This is a genomic window from Nonomuraea zeae (genome assembly GCF_005889725.1).
Taxonomy (GTDB): domain Bacteria; phylum Actinomycetota; class Actinomycetes; order Streptosporangiales; family Streptosporangiaceae; genus Nonomuraea; species Nonomuraea zeae.
On record NZ_VCKX01000007.1, the window covers coordinates 1 to 26,331 of the forward strand.

At 71.0% G+C, this 26,331-nt stretch carries 25 protein-coding genes; 10 read left to right on the forward strand and 15 right to left on the reverse strand.

Features of this window, described 5'->3' with window-relative positions; all coding sequences use genetic code 11:
• Positions 1-129: 129 nt before the first annotated feature.
• From ETD85_RS03635 to ETD85_RS03655, 5 genes are all read right to left on the reverse strand, one after another.
• Positions 130-588 carry a hypothetical protein gene (locus ETD85_RS03635; protein ID WP_138688144.1) on the reverse strand — a complete coding sequence of 153 codons (459 nt, stop codon included), beginning with the start codon at positions 586-588 and terminating at the stop codon, positions 130-132.
• An 82-nt stretch (positions 589-670) separates the two neighbouring features.
• The gene (locus tag ETD85_RS03640) at positions 671-2,062 is read right to left on the reverse strand and encodes an MFS transporter (RefSeq protein ID WP_138688145.1); all 1,392 of its coding nucleotides are present in this window, start codon (positions 2,060-2,062) and stop codon (positions 671-673) included.
• Between the two features lie 26 nt (positions 2,063-2,088).
• A complete protein-coding gene (locus ETD85_RS03645; protein WP_138688146.1) occupies positions 2,089-3,090 on the reverse strand; it encodes a zinc metalloprotease in 1,002 nt (333 codons plus the stop codon).
• Positions 3,091-3,167: 77 nt separating this feature from the next.
• Positions 3,168-3,431 (reverse strand): DUF3039 domain-containing protein, encoded by a 264-nt coding sequence (locus tag ETD85_RS03650; RefSeq protein WP_138688147.1) that lies wholly within the window; start codon positions 3,429-3,431, stop codon positions 3,168-3,170.
• 125 nt (positions 3,432-3,556) lie between these two features.
• Entirely contained in the window at positions 3,557-5,152 is a 1,596-nt protein-coding gene (locus tag ETD85_RS03655; protein WP_138688148.1) for a DHA2 family efflux MFS transporter permease subunit, read from the reverse strand.
• A 160-nt stretch (positions 5,153-5,312) separates the two neighbouring features.
• Between ETD85_RS03655 and ETD85_RS03660 the strand changes: the two genes are divergently transcribed.
• Positions 5,313-5,942, forward strand: a complete 630-nt coding sequence (locus ETD85_RS03660) for a TetR family transcriptional regulator (RefSeq protein WP_170246483.1) — start codon at positions 5,313-5,315, stop codon at positions 5,940-5,942.
• Positions 5,943-5,972: 30 nt separating this feature from the next.
• Here the strand turns inward: ETD85_RS03660 and ETD85_RS03665 are convergent, their stop codons facing one another.
• The gene (locus tag ETD85_RS03665; protein WP_138688150.1) at positions 5,973-6,551 is read right to left on the reverse strand and encodes a YqgE/AlgH family protein; all 579 of its coding nucleotides are present in this window, start codon (positions 6,549-6,551) and stop codon (positions 5,973-5,975) included.
• Positions 6,552-6,663: 112 nt separating this feature from the next.
• Between ETD85_RS03665 and ETD85_RS03670 the strand changes: the two genes are divergently transcribed.
• Positions 6,664-7,182 carry a hypothetical protein gene (locus ETD85_RS03670; RefSeq protein WP_138688151.1) on the forward strand — a complete coding sequence of 173 codons (519 nt, stop codon included), beginning with the start codon at positions 6,664-6,666 and terminating at the stop codon, positions 7,180-7,182.
• A gap of 42 nt (positions 7,183-7,224) precedes the next feature.
• Here ETD85_RS03670 and ETD85_RS03675 read toward each other — a convergent pair whose 3' ends face one another.
• Positions 7,225-7,851, reverse strand: coding sequence for a TetR/AcrR family transcriptional regulator (locus tag ETD85_RS03675; protein ID WP_138688152.1), 627 nt, complete (start codon positions 7,849-7,851; stop codon positions 7,225-7,227).
• 101 nt (positions 7,852-7,952) lie between these two features.
• On the opposite strand from ETD85_RS03675, the gene ETD85_RS03680 reads away from it, so the two are divergent.
• The 4 genes from ETD85_RS03680 (at position 7,953) to ETD85_RS03695 (ending at position 12,365) form a co-directional block, all read left to right on the forward strand.
• Entirely contained in the window at positions 7,953-8,714 is a 762-nt protein-coding gene (locus ETD85_RS03680) for an IclR family transcriptional regulator (protein ID WP_379507334.1), read from the forward strand.
• Positions 8,715-8,785: 71 nt separating this feature from the next.
• Positions 8,786-10,261, forward strand: a complete 1,476-nt coding sequence (glpK, locus tag ETD85_RS03685; RefSeq protein ID WP_138688154.1) for a glycerol kinase GlpK — start codon at positions 8,786-8,788, stop codon at positions 10,259-10,261.
• A gap of 15 nt (positions 10,262-10,276) precedes the next feature.
• Positions 10,277-11,827 (forward strand): glycerol-3-phosphate dehydrogenase/oxidase, encoded by a 1,551-nt coding sequence (locus tag ETD85_RS03690; protein ID WP_138688155.1) that lies wholly within the window; start codon positions 10,277-10,279, stop codon positions 11,825-11,827.
• 34 nt (positions 11,828-11,861) lie between these two features.
• Entirely contained in the window at positions 11,862-12,365 is a 504-nt protein-coding gene (locus ETD85_RS03695) for a hypothetical protein (protein WP_240778926.1), read from the forward strand.
• 178 nt (positions 12,366-12,543) lie between these two features.
• On the opposite strand, the gene ETD85_RS03700 is transcribed toward ETD85_RS03695, so the two are convergent.
• From ETD85_RS03700 to ETD85_RS03715, 4 genes are read right to left on the reverse strand one after another with little or no spacing between them, the layout of a single operon-like run.
• A complete protein-coding gene (locus tag ETD85_RS03700; RefSeq protein ID WP_138688156.1) occupies positions 12,544-13,953 on the reverse strand; it encodes an NAD-dependent malic enzyme in 1,410 nt (469 codons plus the stop codon).
• A 56-nt stretch (positions 13,954-14,009) separates the two neighbouring features.
• A complete protein-coding gene (locus ETD85_RS03705) occupies positions 14,010-14,639 on the reverse strand; it encodes a cytidylate kinase-like family protein (RefSeq protein ID WP_138688157.1) in 630 nt (209 codons plus the stop codon).
• A 9-nt stretch (positions 14,640-14,648) separates the two neighbouring features.
• Positions 14,649-15,590, reverse strand: coding sequence for a tetratricopeptide repeat protein (locus tag ETD85_RS03710; RefSeq protein WP_138688158.1), 942 nt, complete (start codon positions 15,588-15,590; stop codon positions 14,649-14,651).
• Positions 15,574-16,125, reverse strand: a complete 552-nt coding sequence (locus tag ETD85_RS03715; protein WP_138688159.1) for a MarR family winged helix-turn-helix transcriptional regulator — start codon at positions 16,123-16,125, stop codon at positions 15,574-15,576. The genes ETD85_RS03710 and ETD85_RS03715 overlap by 17 nt, the downstream gene beginning before the upstream one ends.
• Positions 16,126-16,353: 228 nt before the next feature.
• Between ETD85_RS03715 and ETD85_RS03720 the strand changes: the two genes are divergently transcribed.
• Both ETD85_RS03720 and ETD85_RS03725 read left to right on the forward strand, forming a co-directional pair.
• Positions 16,354-17,880 (forward strand): hypothetical protein, encoded by a 1,527-nt coding sequence (locus ETD85_RS03720; protein WP_206058061.1) that lies wholly within the window; start codon positions 16,354-16,356, stop codon positions 17,878-17,880.
• A 28-nt stretch (positions 17,881-17,908) separates the two neighbouring features.
• Positions 17,909-18,580, forward strand: coding sequence for a DUF4230 domain-containing protein (locus ETD85_RS03725; RefSeq protein WP_138688160.1), 672 nt, complete (start codon positions 17,909-17,911; stop codon positions 18,578-18,580).
• 170 nt (positions 18,581-18,750) lie between these two features.
• Here the strand turns inward: ETD85_RS03725 and ETD85_RS03735 are convergent, their stop codons facing one another.
• From ETD85_RS03735 to ETD85_RS03745, 3 genes are all read right to left on the reverse strand, one after another.
• Complete coding sequence (locus ETD85_RS03735; protein WP_138688161.1) at positions 18,751-19,986, reverse strand: sensor histidine kinase; 1,236 nt, start codon at positions 19,984-19,986, stop codon at positions 18,751-18,753.
• Complete coding sequence (locus tag ETD85_RS03740; RefSeq protein WP_138688162.1) at positions 19,986-20,639, reverse strand: response regulator transcription factor; 654 nt, start codon at positions 20,637-20,639, stop codon at positions 19,986-19,988. The genes ETD85_RS03735 and ETD85_RS03740 overlap by 1 nt, the downstream gene beginning before the upstream one ends.
• Before the next feature lie 69 nt (positions 20,640-20,708).
• Positions 20,709-22,199 (reverse strand): S41 family peptidase, encoded by a 1,491-nt coding sequence (locus tag ETD85_RS03745; protein ID WP_138688163.1) that lies wholly within the window; start codon positions 22,197-22,199, stop codon positions 20,709-20,711.
• A gap of 300 nt (positions 22,200-22,499) precedes the next feature.
• Between ETD85_RS03745 and ETD85_RS03750 the strand changes: the two genes are divergently transcribed.
• Together ETD85_RS03750 and ETD85_RS62855 are read left to right on the forward strand one after the other, a co-directional pair.
• Complete coding sequence (locus ETD85_RS03750) at positions 22,500-23,300, forward strand: hypothetical protein (protein ID WP_138688164.1); 801 nt, start codon at positions 22,500-22,502, stop codon at positions 23,298-23,300.
• A 253-nt stretch (positions 23,301-23,553) separates the two neighbouring features.
• Positions 23,554-23,706 (forward strand): hypothetical protein, encoded by a 153-nt coding sequence (locus ETD85_RS62855; protein ID WP_170246484.1) that lies wholly within the window; start codon positions 23,554-23,556, stop codon positions 23,704-23,706.
• A 164-nt stretch (positions 23,707-23,870) separates the two neighbouring features.
• Here ETD85_RS62855 and ETD85_RS03755 read toward each other — a convergent pair whose 3' ends face one another.
• Positions 23,871-26,219 (reverse strand): terpene synthase family protein, encoded by a 2,349-nt coding sequence (locus tag ETD85_RS03755; RefSeq protein ID WP_138688165.1) that lies wholly within the window; start codon positions 26,217-26,219, stop codon positions 23,871-23,873.
• Positions 26,220-26,331: the final 112 nt, after the last annotated feature.

Below are 26,331 nucleotides of genomic sequence, written 5' to 3' on the forward strand. Positions count from 1 at the left end.
TTATTTCTTAAAGGAAAGTGAGTACTACATGATCTTGTCCGGTGCAGTGGGCCTTAGAAAATTTATTTTTTTTTTAGCAAAAGACAAGATGCCAGACGTCTTGTCGTCGGGTCGCGTGGGCGAGGAGATTTAAATAAGAGACAGGTCCCTGGGCACCTCCTGGGGGCGCTTGGGGCTCTGGCCGAGGCTGCGGGCCGGCGCGTACGGGACGGCCCTGCGGATCCGCGGGTTCCACGGCTCCTCGTCCTCGTCCTCGGGCTCCAGGTCCAGCGGATGCGACACCCGCCCGCGCCCCCCGGGCTCCGGACGGTCCTCGTCCTGGCGTCCCCAGCGCGGCGGCGGCGACGGCTCCGGGGGGCCGCCCCCGTCCGGTTCGAGCAGGCTCCTGCCGGGTTCGGAAGCGCGCTCCCGCGCCGGCTCCCGGGAGCGTTCCCGGTCTCGTTCGTACGGGCTCACGCGGTCGCGCCGCGCCCGCCGTGGCTCCTCGTCACGGCGCGCGCCCGACGCGGCCTCCGTGTCTTCTGGAGAGGTACGGCGATGCCTGGGCGGCCCCGGCTGAGGCGGCCAGACACGGTGATCACCCTCCATGACACCTCCCTGCCCGCTGTCCTATCACTCCTCGCCACGAGGATCCGGCGAACCGTGATCGCTGTGACAGGAGGGACGGAAATCAGCGCGTGCGCCCGGCCAGGAGTGTGGCGCACGCGCCGATGACGGCCATCAGCAGGGAGATGACGACGAACCCGGTGGCGATCTCGGAATGCCCGATCAGGTTGACCAGCGCGCCGCCCACCCCGATCGCCAGCGCCGACCCGAGCATGTCCGTCACCGAGAGCGCGGCGGAGTTCGCCCCCTGCTCGTGCAGCGGCGACTGCTTCAACGCCGTCACGCTGACCGTGGTCATGCCGAAGCCCATCCCGAACCCGGCCACGATCCACGCGGGCACCGCGATCCACCCGGTGACCCCGGGCAGGACGGACAGCAGGCAGATCAGGATCCCGGCGGTCACGCACCCGGCGCCCAGCCGGATCCTCCGGTAGGCCGCCCCGTCCTGCCGGCTCTGCAGGTACGACCCCGTGGACCAGCCGAGCGCCCCGGTCGTCAGCGCGATCCCCGCGGTCTTCGCGTCGAACGACTTCACCGACTGCAGCGCCAGCGGGATGAAGGAGTTGACCCCGAAGAAGGCGGCCGAGAACAGGCCGCGCATCAGCACGGTCGTGGGCAGCCCGCGCCCTAACCGCAGCGCCCCCGGCGGCAGCAGCCGGTAGAGACCGTAGAGCAGGAACGCCAGCCCGGCCGCCGTCTCGACGGCCCCCGACGCCAGATGCTGGTGCAGCCGGTCCACACCGTGCAGCAGCACCCCGGCCCCTCCCGCGGCGGCCGCGGCGGCCAGCGTCATCGCCACCGGCCTGGACCGCGGCCCACGCGAGGGCTGGGCCTCCGGACCGGAGTGGTGGCCGGCGCCCATCCGCAGCGCGGGCAGGAGCATGGCCAGCGCGGGCACCACGAGCGGGATGATCCCGTAGAAGACGTAGCGCCAGCCGAACTGGGTGCCCACGAACCCGGCCACCGCCGGGCCCACCATCGCGGGCACCACCCAGGCGGCGGAGACGGCCGCGAACGCCTTGGGCCGCACGTCCTCCGGATAGACCCGCGCGATCATCACCAGCAGCGCCACGATGGACGCGCCCGCGCCCAGGCCCTGCACGGCTCGCGCCACGAGGAACAGCGCCGAGGTGGTGGCCGCGCCCGCGAGCGCCATCCCGGCCACGAAGAGCAGCACCCCGGACAGGAACGGCACCGGGTAACCGCGCCGGTCGGACCAGAGCCCGGCCACCACGTTCGCGAACAGGCTGGCGATCAGGAAGGCGGAGAAGCTGATCCCGTAGAGGTCGAGCGCGTCCAGGTCCTTGGCGACGTCCGGCATGACGACGCCGACGGACATGCCCTCGAACGCGATCAGCGTGATTACCAGCAGGATCCCGACCGTAGCCGTGCGGTATTCGGGGCCGAGGATCCGCTGGGGTGTGTGGGGAGTGTCGAGTGCCTTTGGTCCTGTCACTCACACATCGTAGATTCTCGGGACATTCAGGCAGCCGGGGGCTGCCGGTAGGCCGCCCACATCGCGTGCATCCGGTCCGCCTGTCCCTTCGTGAACTCCGACATGCACCGGTCGTGTGCGTAGTCCATGAAGTTGTGCATGGGGTCGGCCCCGGCCAGCGTGCAGGTGTCCTTGTCCGCCGGGCACGCCTCGGTCGGCCGCGCCTCCGCCGGTGTGTCGTCGATGCCGTCGCCGGGCTGCTTGCAGCCGTTCTCGAACGTGTGGAACAGCCCGAGCCAGTGCCCGATCTCGTGTACGCCGGTGAAGCCGCGGTTGTAGTTGGTCAGCGCGCCGCCGGGCAGGCTGCGCCAGTCGATCACCACGCCGTCGAGCTCGGGCGCGCCCTCGTACCAGTAGGGGTAGCTGGCGAAGCCCAGCATGAGCTCGCTGAGCTGGGCGACGTAGAGGTTGAGCGTGTCGGCCCCGCCCTGGTGCAGGGCCTTCTTCATGGCCGCCTCGTTGCGGATCGGGTCGGCGAACCAGGCGGCGTTCTCCTTGACCGAGATGCCGTCGAGCTCGAAGCGCACGCCGGTGTCCACGCCGCCGAAGCCGCCGCCGTACGCGGTGTTGAGCGTGTCGATCTGGGCCTGGACCGCCTGGTCGGTGACCTTGCGCTCGCCCCGGGTGAGGAGATGCACCCGGGTGGGCACGATGACGTGGGCCGGCGGCGTGACCCCGGCGAGCCGCCTGCCGAGCTCGGCCATGACCTTGCCCACGTCGTCGGGCCTGGGCGACCGCGGCCCCGGCCCTCGCGGGACGGTGGCGGCCCTGGCGCACCCGGCCACCTCCCCGGCCTCCCCGGCCTGCGTCGTCGAGGCGGAAAGGCCGGGGGCAACGCGAAGGCCGGTCGAGGCGGTAAGGCTGGTCGAAGCGGAATGGCCGGTCAAGGCAGGGAGGCTGGTCGAGGCGGTGGCCGCCGGGTGGAGCGGCGGCGTCAGCCCGGCCGCGAGCAGGCATGCCAAAGAGACGGCGGTCGCGCGCCGGGCCATTCAGTCCCCCATGACGATATGAGCTGGTCTGGCTACCGACCGTAGCTCTACGCGGAGGAATTACCGCTCAGCAACACTCACTGCTTGTTGTTGTCGCCACCCTCGCCGCCGCCCGAGGGAAGGCCCTCGTAGATCTCCTTGCACTCCGGGCAGACCGGGTATTTCTTGGGGTCGCGGCTGGGCACCCAGACCTTGCCGCACAGGGCGCGGATGGGCGTGCCGGTCACCATGCTCTCAGTGATCTTGTGCTTGTCCGCGTAGTGGGCGAACCGCTCATGATCGCCGTCGCCGTGCGACGTCCGTGGCGTGGTCTCCTGCTCAGGGAGGATCTTCGTGCTCACCCCATTGAGTTTATGCCCGCCGGCGACCGCCTCCCCACCGCGCCGCGTAACCCCCGCCAGGGGCGCCCGGGAAAGCCGTACGGCCCCCGCCGCAGGTGGCGGGGGCCGTACGTGGGAGGAAAAGCTCAGCCCATGTGGACGGGCGCACCCTCGCTCTTCCGGCCGGCTTTGACGAACAGCGTCAGGAGGGCCGTCAGCACCGCGATGCCGGTGCTCACCAGGAAGGCCACGTGCATGCCGTCCATGAAGGCGTGGTGCACGGCGTCACCGATCTGCTGCGGCAGGCCGGGAGGAGCCGCGCCGAACGCGGCGGCCTTCTCCAGCCCCTCCATCTGCGCCGGCGGGATCGCCTGGGCCGCGGGGCCGAGGTAGCCGGGCAGCTTGCTGGAGATCTCGGAGGCCATCACGGCGCCCAGGATCGCGGTGCCGAGCGCGCCGCCGACCTGCATGGCCGACTGCTGCAGACCACCGGCGACACCGCTCAGCTCGACCGGCGCGTTGCCCACGATGATCTCCGTGGCGCCCACGAAGACCGGCGACAGGCCGAAGGCCAGCAGCAGGAACGGGATGCCGCTCTCGATGAACGAGGCGTCGATGCTGAGCTGGGACATGAGGAACATCGAGAACGCGGTGATCAGCAGACCGGCCGCCATCGTGATCTTCGGTCCGAGCTTGCCGATCGCCATGCCCGCCAGCGGCGAGGCGACGATCATGCCGGCGCTCATCGGCAGCATGCGCAGGCCGGCGTCCAGCGGGGACAGGCCGTGCACGCCCTGGAAGAAGAAGCCGAGGAAGAACATCGCACCGAACATCGCGAACGCGACCATCATCATCAGCACGGTGCCGATGGAGATCGAGGCGTTCCTGAACAGCGACAGCGGCACCAGCGGCTGCTTGGCCCTGCTCTGCCAGAGGATGAACGCGGCGATGAGCACCACGAACGCGGCCACGAAGGTCAGCGTCGTCGAGTCGCCCCAGCCCCACTCGGGCGCCTTGATGATCGTCCAGACGAGCGAGAACATCGCGCCGGACAGCAGCACCACGCCGAGCCAGTCGATCCTGGCCAGCGTCTTCGAGCGGCTGTCCTTGATCAGGAAGATGCCCATGACGAGCGCGATGACGCCGACGGGGGCGTTGATGAAGAAGACGGACTCCCAGCTCACGTTCTCGACCAGCACGCCGCCCACGATGGGCCCCGCGGCGCTGGACAGGCCGATGATCGCGCCCCAGGCCCCCATCGCCTGGTTGAGCTTCTCACCGGGGAACGCGCTGCGCAGCAGGGCCAGCGCGGCCGGCTGGAGCAACGCACCGAAGAGGCCCTGCAGCACCCGCAGGCCGATCAGGGCGCCGACCGGCGAGACGCCGGGAATGATGTCGGCCAGGTTCGCGCTGAGTCCGATGCCCACAGAGGAGATCGCGAACCCCGCCACGCCGATCAGGAAGATCCGCTTGTGGCCGAACAGGTCGCCGAGCTTGCCCGCGGTGATCAGGAACACCGCCAGCGCCAGCAGGTAACCGCTGGTCACCCACTGCAGGTCGGACAGAGAGGCTTTCAGGTCGGTCTGGATCACCGGGTTCGCGATGCCCACGACCGTGCCGTCGAGCATCACCATGATGACGCCCAGGCTGACCGCCAGCAGCACGAGCCATGGATTGCCCCCGGTCCCCGTCTTCGCCGGGCCGGGCGATGACGGCGCGTCGACCGCCTTCGCGTGAGCCATGAAGTCCCCCTAAGTACACGTACAGCCCCACACCGGGGCATAGATCTCCGTAAGCCTCAGGTAATCTATGACAGCTGGTGACTTATGACAAACGGGTTTTATTCGTCCGGCTATGACTTATGGCACACTGTGACAGAAAGGTTTCGAGGGAGTGACCGCTGTGGGTCTACGGGAACGCAAGAAGGAGAAGACGCGCCTCGCGCTTCTTGACGCGGCGCTCAGCCTGTTCCTCGAACAAGGATACGAGTCGACCACCGTCGAGCAGATCGCGGGGGTCGTCGACGTCTCCCCCCGCACCTTCTTCCGCTACTTCACCAGCAAGGACCACCTCGTGCTGTGGTTCCACGACCACGCGGAGGAGATCCTGCTCGAAACCCTGGAGTCCAGGCCACCCGAGGAGTCGCCGTTCACCGCGATGATGCACGCCATCCGCGCCGTGATCGACGACCTGGAAGGCGCAACACCTGAAGAGTCGGATAGATTCCAGAAACTGCGCCGATTGATGGACGAACATCCACACCTCGTCGGCCAGTCGGTGGCCAGAGGCGCGCACACCGAGCGCCGCCTGGCCGAGATGGTCGCCGCCCGCCGGGGCACCGAGCCCGACGCCGACCAGCTCTCCTACCTCATCGTCGCGTTCGCCATGTCCACGATGCGGGTGGGCTTCGAGTGCCCGCGCCGCGACGGCACGCTGGAGGAGGTCATGAACCGCATGAGCGAGACCATCGACCTGGCCGAGCGCTCGCTCCGGCCCGGGTGGGACCTCCAGAGCTCCTCCAGAGCCCGCTGAAGCTCCGGCCGGGTGGAGGCGCTGGACGGGTCAGTTCATCGTGGGGTCGTCGGGGCATGTCGCCACGAAGGCCAGCTCGCCGGGCTGCCGCCGCAGCACGTGCCGCCAGAGCGAGCCCGGGTCGCCGTGGAAGGTGTCGCCGACCTCGGAGTCGACGACGTACCAGGCGCCCTCGGCGATCTCGCTCTCCAGCTGTCCCGACGTCCACCCCGCGTAGCCGGCGAAGATGCGCATCTGCGCGATCTCCCCCTGCAGGATCTCGGGCGGCGCGTCCAGGTCGACGGTGCCCAGGCGGGAGACGGCCGGGGTGCCCGCGTGCAATCGGCGCCAGCCGAGCGGCTCCTCACCGCTCGGGACCGCCGCCAGCGCCAGCGCGCTGTCCGTTTGCACGGGCCCGCCCTCGAAGAGCACGGAAGGCCCGGTCACCAGCGGATCCCACACGGGCAGGACCTGCGTCACCGAGATGTCGCTCGGCCTGTTGAGCACCACACCCAGAGTGCCGCCGTCGAGGTCGTGTTCGAGAATCAGCACGACGCTACGCCGGAAGTTGGGGTCGTCGAGAAGCGGCGTCGCCACCAACAAACCGCCGACGTAGATCGCTTCCGCCATACATCCATCATGAAGGGTAATCCGGGGCGCGCGCTCCCCCCGCCCGTTCATGTTACTTTCCGTGTCCGCTTGGGCACCTTAAGTAGCAAAGATCACGCATTGGGAGGAGCGCATGCGCATCGGAACCCGTCTCGCCCTGGCCATATTGCCGATGGGCGCGGCGCTGCTCCTTCCCTCCGCCCCCGCGTGGGCGTGGCCGTGGCCGCAGCCCGACTCCGGCGACCCCTTCACGATGAAGGTGGACGACGTGGGCTGCCGCTCGGGACGGGCGGCCGTCACGCTGCACAACCAGACCCGCCAGATCGTCCGCTTCGACCTCCAGGCCGACGCGGTGAGCGTGGCCACCGGCTCGATCCCGGCGCGCAAGACGATCGTCCGCCAGGTGCCGGTGGGCAAGGGCAGCAGGGCCGAGATCGAGGCGTACTCGGTCACCGAGCACCACCCTGACACGCTCATCGACTCCACCCACGTCGAGAACGACTGCCCGTGGGGCCATCGGCGCCACGGGCACCTCCCGTTCACGGGGCCGCCCGCCGACCTGATGGGCAAGCTGGCCACGGCCGGCGGGCTCGTCGTCATGGGCGGGATCCTCTGGTGGTACGGCTCCATCTGGCCACGCTCGACCCCCTGAGACCCCCACCCGTACGGCCCTGCCGTACGGGTGCGTGCGTGCTCAGGCGTCGTCGCCGGGGATGACGAACGCCCCGGCCTTCGCGGCGGCGAGTGCGCGGGCGGCCGAGCGTTCGGCCGCCTCGCGGGTCACCGGCTCCCTCGTGACCACCAGCCGGTAGTACAGCGGGGCCGAGACCGCCCGGATCACCTCCGTGCCGTCCGTCCCCTCGGGCAGCTCACCCCGCTTGACCGCGAGGTCCACCACGTGCGCCCATTCCCCGATGCGGCGGGAGTAGAAGGTGCGCAGCGCCTGCGCGGCCTCCTCGTCGCACGTGGCGGCGGCGATCACCGCCTGGAACGTGGCCCCGAGCCGCCCGTCGGTGAGCGCCCCCAGGACCGACAGGGCGTTGGCCCGCAGATCCCCCTCGATGCCACCCGTGTCCGCGTGCGGCGACGACTGGTTGGCCAGCTCGGTCATGAGGTCGGCCACCAGACCCGCCGTACTCCCCCACCGCCGGTAGACGGTGGTCTTGCCGACGCCGGCCCTGGCCGCCACCTGGTCCATGGTCAGGCCGTGGAAGCCGTGCTCGACCAGCTCGTCCTGCGTGGCGTCCAGCACGGACGCGCGCACCCGCGCGGTGCGGCCCCCCGGCCGCACGGTTCCCGCCGAGCGGGAAGGTTGTTCCATCTAGTCTCCTCGTCAGAGCTGCCGTCCCGGACATAGTGACGGAACTCCCGCTCCAGCCGTGAATTCAGCACCCGTTCGGCAATACCGAACCAATCTGCGTTATGGTTTCGGGCGTGGGAGAGACGATTCAATCGGTCGAGCGCGCCGCCGCGATCCTGCGGCTGCTCGCCTCCGGTCCGCGCCAGCTCGGGGTCGCCGAGCTGGCCAGGGCACTGGGCCTGCCGAAGGGAACGCTGCACGGCATCCTGCGCACGCTGGTCCACGTCGGGTTCGTCGAGCAGGACCAGGCGAGCGGGAAATACCGCCTCGGGGCCACGCTGCTCCACCTCGGCAGCAGCTACCTCGACGTCAACGAGCTGCGTACGCGCTCCATCAACTGGGCCGACGCGCTGGCCGGCCGCAGCAGGGAGAGCGCCTGGATCGGCACCCTGCACGAGGGCCACGTGCTGGTGATCCACCACGTGTTCCGGCCCGACGACAGCATGCAGACCCTCCAGGTCGGCACCTACCTGCCGCCGCACGCCAGCGCCCTGGGCAAGGTGCTGCTCGCGCACGACCCGTACGGCGAGACGTCCGTCCCCCCGCTGGAGCCGTTCACCAAACGCACGATCGTCGACCCCGACGCGCTCGAAGCGGAGCTCGACCTGGTCAGGACGCGTGGCTGGGCGGCCGAGACCGAGGAGCTGACGGAGGGCGAGGTGGCCATCGCCGCGCCCATCAAGGACTCGCGCGGCATCGTGGTCGGCGCGATCGGCATCCGGGGCGCGGTCGAACGGCTGGCCACCGACGGCGCCCTGCACATGGAATACGTCTCCTACGTGCGCGACGCGGCCAGGGCCATAACGCGCGACCTGGCCCGATGACTTGTACACCACCTAGGCCACCGAATAGCATTCGTTCGGCATTGCCGAACCTGAACGAAGCGAGGAACCAAGTGCCTCGACCGGAATACGTCGCAGCCATCGACCAGGGCACCACGTCCAGCAGGTGCATCGTCTTCGACCAGGCCGGCAACATCATCTCCGTCGCCCAGCGCGAGCACCGCCAGATCTTCCCCAAGCCCGGCTGGGTCGAGCACGACGCCGAGGAGATCTGGCAGGCCGTGCAGAGCGTGCTGGACGAGGCCGTCAGCGGCGCCGGCATCGAGGACGGCCAGATCGCCGCGCTGGGCATCACCAACCAGCGCGAGACGACCGTGCTGTGGGACCGCGAGACCGGCCGGCCCGTGTGCCCGGCCATCGTCTGGCAGGACACCCGCACCGACCCGCTGACCCGCGCGCTGGCCGAGCACGAGCAGCTGTTCAAGGAGAAGGCCGGGCTGCCGCTGGCGACCTACTTCTCCGGGCCGAAGATCCGCTGGCTGCTGGACGAGACCCCCGGGCTGCGCGAGCGGGCCGAGCGCGGCGAGGTGCTGTTCGGCACCATGGACAGCTGGCTGCTGTGGAACCTGACCGGCCGCCACCTCACCGACGTGACCAACGCCAGCCGCACGATGCTGATGAACATCCACACGCTGGCCTGGGACGACGAGCTGCTCGCCGCGATGGGCGTGCCCCGGGCGATGCTGCCGGAGATCCGCCCGTCCGCCGAGGTCTACGGGCGCACGCGCGGCGGCGTCCCGGTCGCCTCGGCGCTCGGCGACCAGCAGGCGGCGCTGTTCGGCCAGACCTGCTTCGCCCCCGGCGAGACCAAGAGCACCTACGGCTCGGGCAGCTTCCTGCTGATGAACACCGGCCAGGAGCCGGTCGTCTCCAAGCACGGCCTGCTGACCACGGTCGGCTACCAGATCGGCGACGGCCCGGCCACCTACGCGCTCGAAGGCGCGATCGCGGTCACCGGCTCCCTGGTGCAGTGGCTGCGCGACAACCTGGGGCTGATCTCCAGCGCCGCCGAGATCGAGACGCTGGCCAAGACGGTCGACGACAACGGCGGCTGCTACTTCGTACCGGCCTTCTCGGGGCTGTTCGCGCCGCACTGGCGCTCGGACGCGCGCGGGGTGATCGCGGGGCTGACCGGGTTCGTCAACAAGGGGCACATCGCGCGGGCGGTGCTGGAGGCGACCGCCTGGCAGACCCGCGAGGTGGTGGACGCCATGAACGCCGACTCGGGCCTCGACCTCACCACGCTGCGCGCCGACGGCGGCATGACCGCCGACAACCTGCTCATGCAGACGCTGGCCGACGTGCTCGCGGTGCCGGTGATCCGGCCGATGGTGGCGGAGACCACCGCGCTGGGCGCCGCCTACGCGGCGGGGCTGGCGACCGGCTACTGGCCCGACATCGACAGCCTGCGCGCCAACTGGCACAAGGCCGCCGAATGGCGTCCGGCGATCGACGAGTCCGTACGCGGACGCGAATACCGCAACTGGAAGAAGGCCGTGGCCCGAACCCTCGGCTGGGTAGAGCAGTAGGGGACTGGAGCAAGCATGACGATCACGATCGGGACCGACAGGGCTGAGATCCGGGCGGAGCTTTCGAGCACCACCTACGACCTGCTCGTGATCGGCGGCGGCATCCTCGGCACCTCGGTGACCTGGATGGCCGCTCAGGCGGGGCTGCGGGTGGCCATGGTCGACGCGGGCGACTTCGCCGGCGCCACCTCGAGCGCCTCCTCCAAGCTCGTCCACGGTGGCCTGCGTTACCTGCAGACAGGCAACGTCAAGCTGGTCGCCGAGAACCACCGCGAGCGGCGCGCCCTCGCCGCCGACATCGCGCCGCACCTGGTCAAGCCGCTCACGTTCGTGGTGCCGATCTACAAGGGCGGTCCGCACGGGGCCGCCAAGCTCGGCGCGGGCGTGTTCCTGTACTCGGCGCTGTCGGTGTTCGGCGACGGGATGGGCAAGGTGATCACGCCGCACCAGGCCCTGGCCAAGGTGCCCGCGCTGCGTACCGAGGGCCTGCGCGCCGCCGCCGTCTACGGCGACCACCAGATGAACGACAGCCGGGTCGCGGTCATGACCGTGCGCGCCGCCGTGGACGCGGGCGCGGTCGTGCTCAACCACGCCGAGGTCGTCGGGCTGCGCAAGACGAACGGCAGCGTGACCGGGGCCGACCTGCGCGACCGGCTCGACGGCGCCGAGTTCGGCGTCACGGCCAGGCTCGTGCTGAACGCGACCGGGCCCTGGGTGGACCACCTGCGGCGGATGGAGGACCCGGGCGCCGCGCCGAGCATCCGGCTGTCCAAGGGCGCCCACCTGGTCATGCGCCGCCACGAGCCGTGGAAGGCCGCGCTGACCACGCCGATCGACAAGTACCGCGTGTCGTTCGCCATCCCGTGGGAGGACCACCTCCTGCTCGGCACCACCGACGAGGCGTACGAGGGCGACCCCGCCGACGTGCGCGCCACCGACGCCGACATCGCGCAGATCCTCGACGAGGCCGGGCACGCGGTACGCGACTCCCAGCTCAGGCGCGATGACATCACCTACGCCTTCGCCGGCCTGCGGGTGCTGCCCGGCGGGCCCGGCCAGGTGACGTCGGCCAAGCGGGAGACCGTGGTCACGCGGGGCACGGGCGGCATGCTGTCGGTGGCGGGCGGCAAGTGGACGACCTACCGGCACATCGGCCGGCACGTCCTCGACACGCTCGCCCACCTGCCGGGCCGGCCCCTGGGCGACGACCTGGCCGCCATCCTGCCCGCCGTGCCGCTGCCCGGCCTGGCCAGCCCCGACGCGGTGGCCATGCGGCTGTGGACCGAGCGGGACCCGGGCACGCGCATGGACCCGCTGGTGGCCAGGAATCTGGCCACGCACTACGGGACGATCGCGTTCGACGTCGCCCGGCTCATCCGTGAGGACCCGGCGCTGGGCGAGCGCATCCATCCCGACGGCCCGGACATCTGGGCCCAGGCCGTCTACGCCCGCGACCACGAGTGGGCGGCCACGGTGGACGACGTCGTACGCCGCCGCACGACCCTCACCGTGCGCGGCCTCGACACGCCTGACGTCAGGACCCGCATCGCATCCCTGCTGGCCTGAGGCTCATCTCCCTTTTCGGGGGAATGTGACAGGCATGAGCACTGCGATGAACGAAGCCCTGATCCGTCACTGCCGCGACCTGCGTGACGGCACCCACGGCCAGGCCGTCTCGCGGGAGGACAAGGAACGCCTGTTCGTCACGGCGGTCGAGCTCCTGGACCCGGTGGCCCGGACGGCTCTCGGCGAGCTGGACGCCGACCTGCTGCTGGGCACCGGGGAGGTGGTGGCCAGCGGGGTCACCAGGTCGCAGGAGGGCGGGCTCAACGCGATGTGGTCGCTGACGTGGCCGGAGCAGCGCGCGAGCCGGATCCAGCCGATCGCCGTCGTCGCCCACTACGGCACCGGCTTCCACCATCCGCACCTGCGGGGCAACACGGTCGGGGACTGGCCGCTCAACGTCTTCGACGCGGCGGACGCGGCGGCGCAGCTGGACACGCTGCGGGTGATCGCGGCGGGGGACGCCCACAACCTGGTCTTCCAGGAGAGCTATCGCCTGATGCCCGCCATCACGGCCTCCACCGGCGACCACCCCGCCTAGCCACGGCCAGGGCCAGGGCCACCCCGCCTAGCCACACCCACACCCACGGCCACGGCCGTCCACCGGCCTCCCGGTCAGCCCGCGCAGGGCACCGTCCAGACGGCCCGGGGATGCGGCGTCGCCCGCCGGAGGCCACCGGCCCTGTACGGCGGTCCCGCCGTACAGGGGGTGGAGGAATCTACGCCTCGGTGAAGCCGCGCGCCCGGCCACCGGCCGACTCGCGGACGGCGGCGGCGACGGCGGTCGCCACGTCGGGGTGGAAGACGCTGGGGACGATGTAGTTGGGGCCGAGCTCCTCCGGCGTGACCACGGCGGCCAGCGCACCGGCCGCGGCCAGCAGCATCTCCTGCGTCACCCCGCCCGCCTGCGCGTCCAGCAGCCCGCGGAAGACCCCGGGGAAGGCCAGCACGTTGTTGATCTGGTTGGGGTAGTCGGAACGCCCGGTCGCCACCACGGCGGCGTGCTCGCGGGCGTCGTCGGGCGACACCTCCGGCTCCGGGTTGGCCAGCGCGAACACCACCGCGTCCTTGGCCATCGTCGCGATGTCGTCACCGGTCAGGATCCCCGGCGCGGACACCCCCACGAACACGTCGGCGCCCTTGACCGCCCCGCGCAGGTCGCCCGCGTAGCCCTCGGCGTTGGTGTGCTCGGCGATCCAGCGCAGCGACTCGTCGAGGTCGTCGCGCTTCTGGTGCACGGCGCCGAGGTAGTCGCACACGATCACGTTGCGCGCGCCGGCCGCCATCAGCAGCCGCAGCACGGCGTTGCCCGCCGCGCCCGCGCCCGCCATGGTGATCTTGACGTTTTCGATGCTCTTGTTCACGACCCGCAGCGCGTTGGTCAGCGCCGCCAGCACGCAGATCGCGGTGCCGTGCTGGTCGTCGTGGAAGACGGGGATGTCGAGCAGCTCGCGCAGCCGCCGCTCCACCTCGAAGCAGCGCGGCGCGCCGATGTCCTCCAGATTGATCCCGCCGAACCCCGGCGCGATCACCTGCACGGTGCGGACGATCTCGTCGACGTCCTGGGTGTCCAGGCAGATCGGCCAGGCGTCGATGCCCGCGAACCGTTTGAACAGCGCCGCCTTGCCCTCCATGACCGGCAGCGCCGCCTCCGGCCCGATGTTGCCCAGCCCCAGCACCGCCGAGCCGTCGGTGACCACGGCCACCGTGTTGCGCTTGATGGTCAGGCGCCGCGCGTCTTCCTTGTTGCGGGCGATCGCCATGGACACCCGCGCCACGCCCGGCGTGTAGGCCATGGACAGCTCGTCACGGTTGCGCAGCGGCACCTTCGACTTCATCTCGATCTTGCCACCGAGGTGCATGAGGAACGTGCGGTCGGACACCTTGTGGATGACGACGCCCTCGACGGCCTCAAGCTGGTCGACGATGGCCTGGGCGTGGTCGGTGTCACGGGCCGCGCAGGTGACGTCGATGCGGAGCTTCTCGTGACCCGCGTTGGTGACGTCGAGTGCGGTCACGACGCCCCCGGCCGACTCTACGGCGTGGGTGAGCTGGCTGACGGCCTTGCCGCCGGCAGGCACCTCGAGCCGCACAGTGATGGAATACGACACACTCGGGACGGTGGCCACGTCAATCGCTCCTTCGGGACTGACCAAGAATCCATCCCATGTTAGGGGGCGTTCGGTCAATCCAGTGCCTCGGCCGCGGTGACGATCAGCTCGACGCAGGCGGGAACGGGAATCGTGGTGCTGTCGACGACCAGATGGTATTGGCAGGGATCGGAGGGATCCGTCCGGTAGAAGTGGCGGACGTAGGCCATCCGGGCGCGGTCGTTGTCCTCGATGATGCGCCGCGCCTCGCGCTCGCTCAGCTCCGCCAGCGTGGCCGTCTGCCTGATCCTGCGCTTGACCGGGGCGTCGAGGCGGACGTGCAGCGCGCCGGGGTGGTCGGCCAGCACCATGGCCCCGGCCCGGCCCAGGAAGACGCCGCCCTGGTTGGCGGCCATCTCCTTCATCATGCGCTCGGTACGGCGCACGAACTCCTCGGGCGGCAGCGGCATCGCGCCGGCGACGTACATGTCCACCCCGCCGAAGGTGACCGTCGGCAGCCGCATCGCCCCCGCGAGCAGCCTGCCGAGGCCGTGCTCGGCCCGGTCGTCATGGGCCAGCGCCTCCTCGACGCTGCAGCCCAGCTCCTCGGCGACGGCGCTGGGGATAGCCCGGTCGACGAAGGGCACGCCAAGACGCTCGGCCACGGCCGGGCCGATCTGGCTGCCGGCCGTGCCGTACGTCGCCGAGATGGTGACGACCCGCATAACCTCAGGTTAGAACAGTGCGCTCGCCAAAGCTCTACGTGCTTTGGCCAAAGATGGGTCGTCTGCCGGCAATGCTTCGAACAGGCCGAGCAAATGACGCCTGGCCTGGTCGCGCTCGTCGCCCGAGGTGCGCTTGACCACGGCGATGATCCGGTCGAAGGCCTCGTCGACCGAGCCCGACAGCATCTCCAGGTCGGCCGCGAGCAGCTGCGCGGCCACGTCGGCCGGGTCCTGCAGGCGCCGCTGCACCTCGGCGGGGTCGACGTCGGCGGTCCGCTTGATCAGGCTGACGCCGGCGAGCCCCATCTTGGCGTCCTCATTGCCGGGGGCGCGGGCCAGCAGCCGCTGGTAGGCCTCCGCCGCCGCGTCCATGTCGCCGCTGTCGATGGCCTGCTCGGCCGCCAGCAGGTCGGGGTCCACGGGGGGCGCCGCAGCGGCCGCATCCTGCTCGCCCTCGGCCGCGGGGGGCCGGGCGTCGGGGTTGGCTTCGTAGAACTGCTCCACCGCGCCCATCAGCTCGTCGAGCCAGCGGCGCACCTCCTGCTCGGGCAGGACCTGCTGGAAACCGGTCACGGCCTGCCCCTGGAAGATGGCCAGCACCGTGGGCACCGCCTGGACCCGCAGCGCCTGGGCGATCTGCGGGCTGGCGTCCACGTTGACCTTGGCCAGCACGGCTCGGCCGCCCAGGTCGCCGACCACCTTCTCCAGCACCGGGCTAAGCTGCGCGCTGCCCGGCGCCCGCGGCGACCAGAGATCGAGGATGACCGGCACGGTCATCGACCGGTCGATGACGTCGGTCGTGAACGTCTCCTCGGTGACGTCGAGGACCGTGGCCGCGTTGGCCGCCTGGGGACCCGCAGTCTCCCGCCGGGCCTGCGCGTCGAGTGCCTGCTTGCGCGCGCCCAGGTCCACCGCACCATAGAGTGACCCGGGTCTAGAGAAGTCCGCCATGCTCTTCATCTTGCCGCATGGACGGGCCGGTGAAGTCACCCGCCGCCACCCGCAGCGTGCGCAACTGGTCGAACATCTGGTGAAGTTCGTCCTCGGCGTACATCGTCAGGCCGAACTCGGCCGCCATCAGATCGCCCGTGGCCTGCCGTACGACGTCCCGGCCCGAGTCGGTGATCTCGGCGAGCACGCCGCGGCCGTCGCGGGGGTTGGGCAGGCGGCGGACGAATCCGGACTTCTCCAGCCTGTCGACCGTGTTCGTGACACTTGTGGGGTGGACCATGAGCCGTTCGCCGATCTTTGACAATGGGAGCGCGCCCGTCTTGCTGAAGGTCAGCAGCACCAGCGCCTCGTATCTGGCGAAGGTCAAGTCATATGGCTTCAGGAGCGAGTCAAGTTGCGACAGCAGGATCTGGTGCGCTCTCATGATCGAGGTCACCGCGGCCATGGCGGCGGAGGCCCCGAAGTGGGCGCGCCAGCTCTCCGCGGCGCGGTCGATCGGGTCGAACGGCAGGTTGAGCGGCTTCGGCTGCGACACAGCGCTACGGTAGCGCGGCCCTCGTCCCGGTTCGTCTGATTACTCTGTGCGACAGGCATCCTCGCTTGACCAAGAATCCGGACATCAATCATCACGCTCAGTTATGGTTCTCGTACGAATGGTGACGGTGAAGCCAAGTCCGCAGCCGTGGGGACCGGCCAGGACTGATCGCTTCCACCTCGCCGAGTGGGCACGGGGGGTGCTTGATGAACGTCAACGGGGAAAAGGGTGCGTGAGCACGCGGGCGTTTCACGAGAGGAGCTGAAGCAGAGCGCGGCGGTCACTGTGGCCGTGCTCCTGGCTCTCGGCCTGGTCGCGGCGTGGAACGTCCTGATACCTGGCGTGGACGCGTGGGAGAACATCGTGGCCGCGGTCATAGGCTCGCTCCGGCTGACCGGGCCCGTGGCCGCGGCCTTCGCGGCCTGGGTGGCGCTGCGCAAGCGCAAGGCGCTGCGCGGCCGCTCGCTCACGACGTGGCGGGCGCTGAAGGCGCCGCTGGCGATCGTGGTGGTGGTGCTGGGCTCGTTCGGTGCGACGGTGCTGGTCCTGGCGGTCAAGACGGTGCTCACCGACCAGGCGGGCCGGCTGAGCCTGTCCGGCCTGGGCATGGGCATGGCGGGGCTGGCACTCTACTCGGTGATCGGGTGGGTGGCCGGCTGGGTGCTGCCCAGGGCCTACACCCCGCCGCTCGCGGGGCTGGCCTGCTACGGGCTGTTCTCGTGGCTGGCCGACGACCGCGGCTGGGCCGACAAGCTGGCGCCGGGCACCGGCGAGCCGTACGACCTGTTCCAGGGGCTGAACGGGGCGCCGTTCTTCGACCAGACCATCTGGCTGCTCGGCATCACGGCGGCGCTGCTGCTCGGCTGGGCGGCGCTGGTGACCAGGCAGGCCCTGGTCCTGGCGTGCGCGCTGCTGGCGGTGCTGACGGCGGGCATGGGCGTGTCCAGGGTGCTGGCGCAGCCGAAGCCGGCCGCCGCCGAGGACATCGCCTACAGCTGCCAGGAGTGGCCGATCACGGTGTGCGTGCACCCCGGGATGCGGGCGGGGCTCACCGAGCTGGGGGCGGCGTTCACGCAGATCGCCTCCAGGCTGGCCGGGACGCCGGCCGCGTTCACCCGGGTGGAGCAGCGTCCGCTGGACGACGGGCTGAAGCCGTCCAGCGGGCTGGCACCGGTGCACGTGCCCGACCTCTCCGCCGGGTTCGCGGAGGAGGCCGCGTACGAGTACATCGAGTCGCTGGCCGCCCGGTGCCCCGGCACGGTCGCGGACGGCTACCGGGAGATCGTGATGGCCTGGCTGCGCGGCGAGCCGCTGCCCGGCGGGCCGATGCCGGAGCACCAGTACGCCGCGTCGTGGTTCTCCGGGCTGAGCGAGCACCAGCGGCGGGAGTGGCTGCGCATGTTCTACAGCGACTTCCAGCGCTGCTCCCTGGCCAGCACGCACTTCGGCGGCGGCCCCGCGCGGGTCCAGCTGGCGCCGTCCGCGCGCCCGACGCCGGAGTCGAGCCACGTCTACCCGGTCTATCCCGACCCCGCCGCCACGCCTTCGGCGAACTCGGCCCCTGGCACGCCGGGCGCCGGTTCAACCCCCGGGCGGGCCCCGGTCAGCATGGCGCCGGAGACTCCCACCAGGGAACTGCCTGGTGGGGAGGCGCCCGGCACCGGGTGGACGCCGGCGGCGCTCGCCGCGAATTGGGCGGCTGAAACACCCGAGACCGGCTGGGGACCGGAGATGTCACCAAACAGCTGGCACTGATGATCGACGAGCGGGTAGTCATGCTCGCATGACGACATCCCAGACGACGCTGCCCGACCTGGCTCCCGGGCGACGGCGCAGGTGGCGATATGTGGCGGGGTTCCTGGTCCTGGTGGTCCTGCTCGTGGTGGGGGGCCGCCTGGCCTGGCCCTGGCTCAACCCGATGGGCGAGCAGACCATCGACCGCAGCCAGCCCGTGCTCCTGCAGTCCATCAAGGACCTGAGCAGATTCGAGGCCGCGACAGGGAACTTCCAGGTGGTCGTGGACCTGGAGAAGGACGCGAACTTCCTGCCCGACGCGATCAAGGGCACCCGCACGCTGTTCGTCGGGGCCGGCGGGGTGGACGCGTACGTGGACTTCTCCGCCATGGCGACGGACGCGCTGACCGTCTCGGAGGACCGCAAGGAGGCGACCGTCCGCCTGCCGCGCGCCCAGCTGGAGAAACCGAACCTGGACAACAGCCGCTCGTACGTGTTCGCGCAGCAGCGCGGCCTGTTCGACCGGGTGTCGGACTTCCTGTCGGGCTCGCCGGGTGACCAGCGGGAGCTGTACCTGCTGGCCGAGAAGAAGATCACCGAGGCGGCCGTCGCGAGCGATCTGCGGGCCAGGGCCGACGCCAACACCAAGGCGATGCTGTCGGGCATGCTCAAGTCGCTCGGCTTCGCGAAGGTCACGGTGAAGTTCACCGACGAGCCCTGAGAGCCGCCAGAGCCGCCGGCCCTCACCGCGTCCGGGAAACGCAGGACGCCCGGCGCCGAGCGCGGTGCGGCGGCCGGGCGCGGTGCGGCGGCCGGGCGCGGTGCGGCGGCCGGGCGCGGTGCGGCGGCCGGGCGCGTACGGCCATCTCCGGGTGGTCCCGTGCTGGTCCGTCACGCCCCGGTGGGGGCGCGGGCCTGATCGCGCCGGGATGTGGCCCGCGGCGCCGGGGCGATCGACCGCGGGAAGGTCACCGTGAGGGTCAGGCCGCCCTCGGCCCTGGGGGTGGCGGTGACTGAGGCGTCGTGCGCGGTCGCGATGGCCTGGACGATCGACAGGCCGAGCCCCAGTCCATCGCCGTGCCGGGTGCGGTCGGCCCCGAGCCGCCGGAACGGCTCGAAGAGGTCCCGGGCGGTGTCCGGAGCGACGACGGGGCCGGTGTTGGTGACGGTGAGGACGGCGTGGCCGTTCTCGGTCCGGGTGGTGACCTCCACCCAGCCCCCGGGCGCGTTGTACCGGATCGCGTTGTCCACGAGGTTGACCACGAGGCGCTCGGCGAGTGGCCGGTGGCCCGTCGTCGGAGCGGCGGAGAGCGACTGCCTGATCTCCACGCTCCGGCGGCGGGCCTGCGATCGACGCGCTTCGGCGACCTCGCCGGCGAGCCGGGCGAGATCGACCGGGTGGCGGACCTCGATGCCGGCGTGGCTGCGGGCCAGGGTCAGGAGCGCTTCGATGAGCCGTTCCTGCTGGGCGCCGGTGACCAGGATGCGCTCGTGGGCCAGTTTGAGCGATTCGACGGTCATGTCCGGGTCGGACAGGGCGATCTGCCCAAGTGCCCGCTGGCGGGTCAGGGGCGTGCGCAGCTCGTGGGAGGCGTTCGCGACGAACTGGCGCTGGGCCTGGAAGGAGGCTTCGAGCCGGGCGAGGAGGCCGTCGATGGTGTCGCCCAGCTCCTTGAGCTCGTCCGCCGGGCCGTCGAGCGCCAGCCGCCGATGCAGGTCGGTCGCGGAGATCTCCCGGGCGGCCGCGGTGATCGTCCGCAGCCGGCCCAGGACGCGACCCGCGACCACCCAGCCCAGCGCCATCGAGAGCACCGACGTGAGGGCGAACGCGATTGCGGAGTTGACGAGGAGCTGCCGCATGGCGTCGGCCTTCTGCTGCTCCATCGCCGCCTGTATCCGGGGCGAGAGAATCTGCAGCAGGTGCTCCTGGGCGACCGGCGGCACGCCGGCCCCGCCGGGCGCCGGGATGAAGCTCTTGACGGGCTGGGCGGCGACGGCGTGGCGGACCAGGAAGTAGGTGGTCGCCAGCAGGATGACGCCGGAGAGCAGGAACAACCCTCCGTACAACAGGGTCAGCCGCAACCGGACGGTACGGCGCGGACGGGCGCCGGCCGGCGGGGCCGCCATCAGATCCGGTACCCGCTCTTGGCCACGGTCTCGATGATCGGCGGATCTCCGAGCTTGGCCCGCAGCCGGCTGATCGTGATCTTCACGGCACTGGTGAACGGGTCAGCGGCCTCGTCCCAGACTCTTTCCCGCAGCTCCTCGGCCGACACGACCCGGCCACCGGAGGCCAGCAGCAGCTCCAGCACCCCGAACTCCTTGGGCGCCAGCTCCAGCGGCCGGCCCGCCCGCCCCGCGGTGCGCCGGGCCGTGTCCACCACGAGGTCGCCGAGGCGCAGCACCGGCGGCACAGCCGGATGGGAGCGGCGGGCCAGCGCGCCGATCCGCGCGACCAGGACGGGGAAATCAAAGGGTTTGGGCAGATAGTCGTCGGCGCCCAGGCCCAGCCCGTCGACCAGGTCCTCCGTCGTTCCCGCGGCGGTCAGCATCAGCACCCGGCTCCGGCACCCGGCCGCGATCAGCTCTGCGCAGACGACGTCGCCGTGCAGGCCCGGCAGGTCCCGGTCGAGCACGATCACGTCGTAGTCGTTGCAGAGCGCGCGTTCCAGGCCGCCGTCGCCGTCGGTCGCCACGTCCACGGCCATCTGGGCCCTGCGCAGGCCGATGGCCACCGTCTGCGCCGTCTCCTCGTCGTCCTCCACCACCAGCACGCGCATCGCGCCGCCCCCTTGATCGACCTGGACCGTCCTGTCCAGGATGCGTCACCTGACGTTCGCCCTCCGCCGTCACTTGATCAGCGTGAGCGCCTTGGCCAGGCCGGGATCCTTACCGGTGGAGACGTCCTCGGCGGTCAGCGGGACGTAGTGGTCGGGTGCCACGCCGATGTCGTTGACCACCTCGCGGCCGGGCCCCCGGTGGTGCAGGGCCGGCAGCAGCAGGACGCTGTTGTCGTCGAGCAGGTACGGGATCGCCACCCCGGAGACGACGCCGGAGGTGCGGGTGCCGACGACGGGCGCGATCTCGAGGTCCTTGACGGCGGCGACGAAGTGGTCGCAGGCCGAGGCGCAGTCGCGGTCGGCGAGCACCACCAGGGGCAGGTTCAGCAGGGTGACCTGGTCGTCGGTGCGCCCGGCGGTGCAGGAGTCGTCGATGTCGCACTGGTAGGCGGTGACCTTGCCGTGGGCGAACGCGCTCAGCAGCCGGTCGGACTCGCCGGGCATGCCGCCGGTGTTGCCCCGCACGTCGATGACGACTCCCGACAGCTTCTTCGTCGCACCGAGATCGGAGATCGCCTTGAGCGCGGTGTCCGCCCGGCCGCGGCCGAAGTCGGGGACGCGTACGTAGGCGACGTCGCCCTTGAGCTGCGAGGTCACCTGAGGCGCGGTCTCCGGGTCCGGCTTGAACGAGGCGGGCGTCAGGGTCACCGTCCAGGTGCGGCCGGTGGCGGGGCGGGTCAGCCGCAGCCGGACCGGGGCGTGGTCCGGGTAGCTCTGGAAGAGCGGGTGCACCGCGCCGAGGGAGAGGATGCCGCCGGGGAACGGCGGCGCCCCGTTGATCGACCGGATGACGTCGCCCGGCCGCAGCCCCGCCTTGGCGGCCGGGCCGCCCCACAGGGTGGTGACGTACAGCGGCCCCGTGGTCTGGTGCGGCGCGCTGAGCAGCGGTCCTTTGAAGGGAGACGTGTCGAATCCGAGCCCGTACACGGTGCCCGCGGCGCCGGTCGGCGGCTCGCTGCGGTCCCATCTGACGTGGTTCTCGTGCAGGCCGGCCGCCATGCCGTTGATCGCGGCCGCGCCGGCCGCCTGGCGCAGTGCGGCGTCGGGGAGCAGGTCGATCACGCGCTCGTAGACGGCGGCGAAGGCGGCCCAGTCCTTCTGCCGGTCGCCGGTCAGGGCGGGCATCGTGGCCTCGGCCACGTCGCGTCCCCGCCGGTGCAGCTCGTGGGCGAGCCTGGAGAAGGCCGCCGCCAGCAGCAGGCGGTGGTCGAGCCTCTTGCCGCCGTAGGACTTGTCGAGAATGCAGTTGTACGCCTGCTCGACGGTGCTGACCGTGGTGGCCTTGAGCGCCTGCGGCGGCCCCGCGGGTTCGGCACACGACACGGCGGCACCCTGCACCGCCAAAACGTGCCGATCCGGCACGGCGTGCGCCTTCGTGCTCCCCGCGAAGCCCATGATCGTGCCTAAGCACACCGCCACGCCCAGGATCAGCTGCTTCCTGGCCTTCGGGAGGCGAGGCAGGCGGTAAACGCGATGGCTGAGTTCCACTCTGTCGTCCATGGTCGCCTGTTGTATCGGCAGGACGGTTTCGGGACCGTATCGCCGATTCACCAGGCCGGCGGACCCGGAAGATCGTTTCAGCTGCCTTCAGCTCGGCTTCAGGTTCGGCTGACGAAGCTCTGCGATCAAGAGCTCCGCCCCCCTCGGCATCGTCGAGGTGCGGGACGAGTCTCCGGACGGCCGCATGCGCATCGCATGGGACGACGCCGTCAAGCCGCATCGCTCCGCCTGAGCCGGAGCCACCGGGGCGCTTCCCGAGCCGTCGCCTCATCTCTCCTGTCAGAAAAGAAAGGTCTCATCATGCTGCTCAACGCCCTGCTGGCGGTCGCCGTGACCGTCTCCCCCGCCACCCCCTCCCCCGAGTACGAGCTCGCCTACTCCCATGCGGTGCAGCTGCAACAGGTGCAGGCCTCGTGCATGAAGGCGGCCGGCCTCCAGTACGCGCCGGACACCATCGTCAAGAGCGTCAGGACCGAGACCGAGCGCAAGGCGCTCAACGGCGACGTCAAGGCCATGCGCGACCAGCGGGGCGAGGACGGTTTCGGCGTCTGGTCCGAGGTAGGCGAAAGCGGGCCGAAGGAGCACCCGAACGACAAGATCGTCAACAGCCTTCCCGAGCCGAAGCGGAAGGTCTACCAGGCCGCCCAGGACCAGTGCTTCGTCAAGGCGGTCAAGACCGTCCTCGGCAAGGACGTCATCTCGAAGGAGGACTACGAGAACCAGCTCGACACCGCACTCACGAAGTCGGCGGGCGAGCTGGACAAGGACGTGAATCTGGCCCGCCTGAGCAAGTCCTACGCCTCCTGCATCAAGGTCAAGGGGAGCGACAAGCCGACAGAGGTGGCGCAGGCGCGACGTAAGGAGATCATCGAAGCGCGCACGGAGATGGCCCGCGAGCAGGGCGTGGCCACCACGGACGAGGAGCGGCTGCTGATCCCCAAGGCGACCGCGGCGCAGGTCAAGTCGCGCCTGAAGAAGGAGATCAAGGCCGCGCTCGACGACCTCGAGTGCGGTGCGGACTTCTACGCCGCCTACGAGCCCAGGCTGTGGAAGATCAAGCAGAAGGTCTACGCCGAGTTCGGCGTGCCGTTCGCCTGGTGAACCGAGGTGCGGGCCGCCCCGGCGAGGGGTGGCCCGTGCCTGCCGCGACGGGTTCGGCGGCCGTCCGCGAGCCGACCTAGGTGCCCTAGGGGTGCCCTCACCTGCGCCTTAGTCGCCCTGTGCACTCGCCTAGGTACCTCCCTAGCTGCCCATACGTCAGTAGATAAGGCATACGCCCGATGTGGCGAGGAGGGCCTTAGGAGGAGTCTTAAGAGTGCAAGGAGCAGGAAACACCAAAACAAGGGGCACTCGGATGAACGCCGAACTCGAATACACCATGATGCAGCACCACGCCTCCGAGCTTCGCCAGGCCGCCGCCGAGCAGCGGCGCGTTCGCGAGGCGCTGAAGGACCGGAAGGGCGAGCGCCGTCACCGCTCGGTCTTCGCCAAGTTCCTCGCGTCATGACCGTCCACAAGCAGCCCGGCCGCATCCTCCCTCGCGGCCGGGCTGAATCGCCTCCTTAGGGAGGCACGTTCCGGGCCACATTCCTGGTCGGCCCCGAGCGCAGCGTCACGGAGCCCCGGTCCATATTCCTGGTTGGACCGGGGCATCGCGCTGTCCGCGTACCGTCAAGTCGCCACCCGATCCCGCGACGCCTGAAGGCCCTGGTCGCTGGGCGCCGGGGCCGCGCTGACGAGCCCGGGCGGGAGGCCGGTGTTCCTTGGGACCCTCGGCACGGCCCTCGCGCCGGGATCGAGATAGCGGCGGTTGCCGACATGCCAGGCGATGTTCCCGCACATCCAGTCGCGGAGCCCCTCGACGTACGCCGCCACCTCGGCCCCGCGGGCCAGGTCGTCGCGCACGATGCGCTCGAAGCTCCGCACGCAGGCCGTGAGCTGGTCGTTGACGATGTCCACGGCCGTCTGCAGGTCGCAGCCCAGGAAGCTGCCGACGGTCAGGACCCCGTTGTTGGGCTGCCGTTCGACCTCGGTCTCCAGGCGGTAGGACACGATGTCGTTGACCAGGCCGATGTGGTCGGCCCAGGCGCGGCGCAGCTCCCGCATGGAGTCGCTGTCGAGCAACTCGTCGGGCAGCTCCAGTCGCTGGATCACCAGCAGCAGCCGCGCGCCGAGCCCGCCCGCCCCCTTCGCCGCGCGTGAGGTCTCGATGTAGTCGATGGGGTCGGGGATCCGGCGCCGCACGCTGTTGCCCAGCTGCCACAGGTTGCCGGCGCAGCACGCCAGCACCTCGTCCCTGAGGCCGGAGCGCCGCCCGGGCGGCAGGTGCGGGGCCGTCCTGGCCCACAGGTCCGCCAGCCCGCGCTCGACGCAGCCGCCGGGCTCGGGCGTGGCGCCGCCGTCGAGCGGCATGAACAGGGGCAGGCGGCCGGCGAAGAGCCGGGCCGCCACCAGGTCCGCGCGGGCGTGGTGCTCGGCGACGAAGTGGTCGCCGAGCGCCAGCACCCAGGTGAACCACAGCGCCATCAGCTCCAGCAGCTCGGCGGGGGCGCCGGGGTTGGTCATCGCGCACCACCTGGCGAACTCCATCGCCTCGAACCTGTCGCCCGACCACAGACCGCCGGTCGCGCCGACCATCCCCATCTCGTCGGCCCACGCCCGGCTGGCACGGTGGGCGGCGGCGTGATGCGGGTTCAGGCGCACTGTCCACGGCATGTGGAAATCGGGCAGGAGGAAGGGAAACCCGGGCGTCACCACGGCGCCCGGGATCGGCTGCGGCGCATCCCCCGGAGCCCACAGCAGCGCGGGCCCCTGGGCCCGCGACGGCGTGGCAGCACCGGGAGCCTGCGCCGGCACCGCACCCTGAGCCTGCGCCGGCACGGTGCCGGGCACGGCGGTTACGGCGGGCACGGCGGTTACGGCGACTGCGGCGGGCGGGACGGTCGCAGTCGGGGCGGTCGCGGACGGGACGGTCGCGGACGGGACGGTCGCGGACGGGACGGTCGCGGACGGGACGGTCGCGGACGGGACGGTCGCGGACGGGGCCGGGCGGGGCGGCTCGGTGCGACGGCCGCAGCGCTCGTGCCACTCGCGGCAACCGGCCTGGTACTCCCGCAGCCCCCGGACGAACCGGACGACCCGCATCCGCTGCTCCGCGTCGAGCCCGTGCTCCTCCATCAGCGCGGGTAGCTCGGTGAGCGCCGTGTTCTCGAACCGCCGCAACCGGGAGGTACGCAGGTCGTTCACCCGGTCGGCGGCCGTCTGCGGGTCGCAGCCGAGGAACCGCTCCAGCACCACCACCCCGTTGCCCGGCGCGCCCTCCCCCCGATAGGAGTAGAGGTCGCCGCACAGGTGCACGGCGTCGGCGAACGCGTCGAGCAGCATTCCGATCGGCCGCGTGCCGGCGATCTCGGCGGGCAGCTCGGCCGCCAGCGCGTGCTCGATCAGTCCGGCCGCCCAGGAGGCGGTGCCGGAGCCCCGGCGCAGGGCGACGTACTCGATGGGGTTGGGCACCCGCCCGCCCGCCAGCAGGTCGCGCTCGCGCAGCAGGCCCCGGACGAGGACCCGCGTCCCCGCGGCGAACCGGCGCCGCCAGCCCGGCGAGGTGCCGGGGACCGTACGCGCCCAGAGCTCGGCCAGGGCGCGCTCTCCCGGGTCCGCGGGGGCCGGGACGCGGGCCGATCCCTCGGGGGTGAACCGGGCGAGCCCGTCGAGATAGGCCCTCGCCGGCCGCTCCGGCACCAGGCGGACGTGGTCGGCGAGCCAGAGCCTCCAGGCGTGCCAGCCGGTGAGCAGATCGAGCTCCTCCGGGGAGGTGTCCGGATGGCAGTAGGCCGCCAGGAGCGCGATCCTCATGGACTCGAACGCCGGCTCGTCCCAGATCCGCGTGCCCCGGCGGTCGAGGAGGCCCATCTCCGTCGCCCAGCTCCTGGAGCGTTCGCGGGCCGTGGCGGCGTGCGGGCTCAGGCGGGCGAAGTCGGGCTGGAAGAGAAGGGGGAGTTCGTACGGGTGCGCCGCCATCGAGCCCTGCCTTTGCGACGAGTTGCTGGAGCTTATGAAGTTGTGGCGGCCTCTTGGGACGCAAGCGCCCCTTGAGTACGCTGAGTCACCATTATGCACACGGAGCGTAACG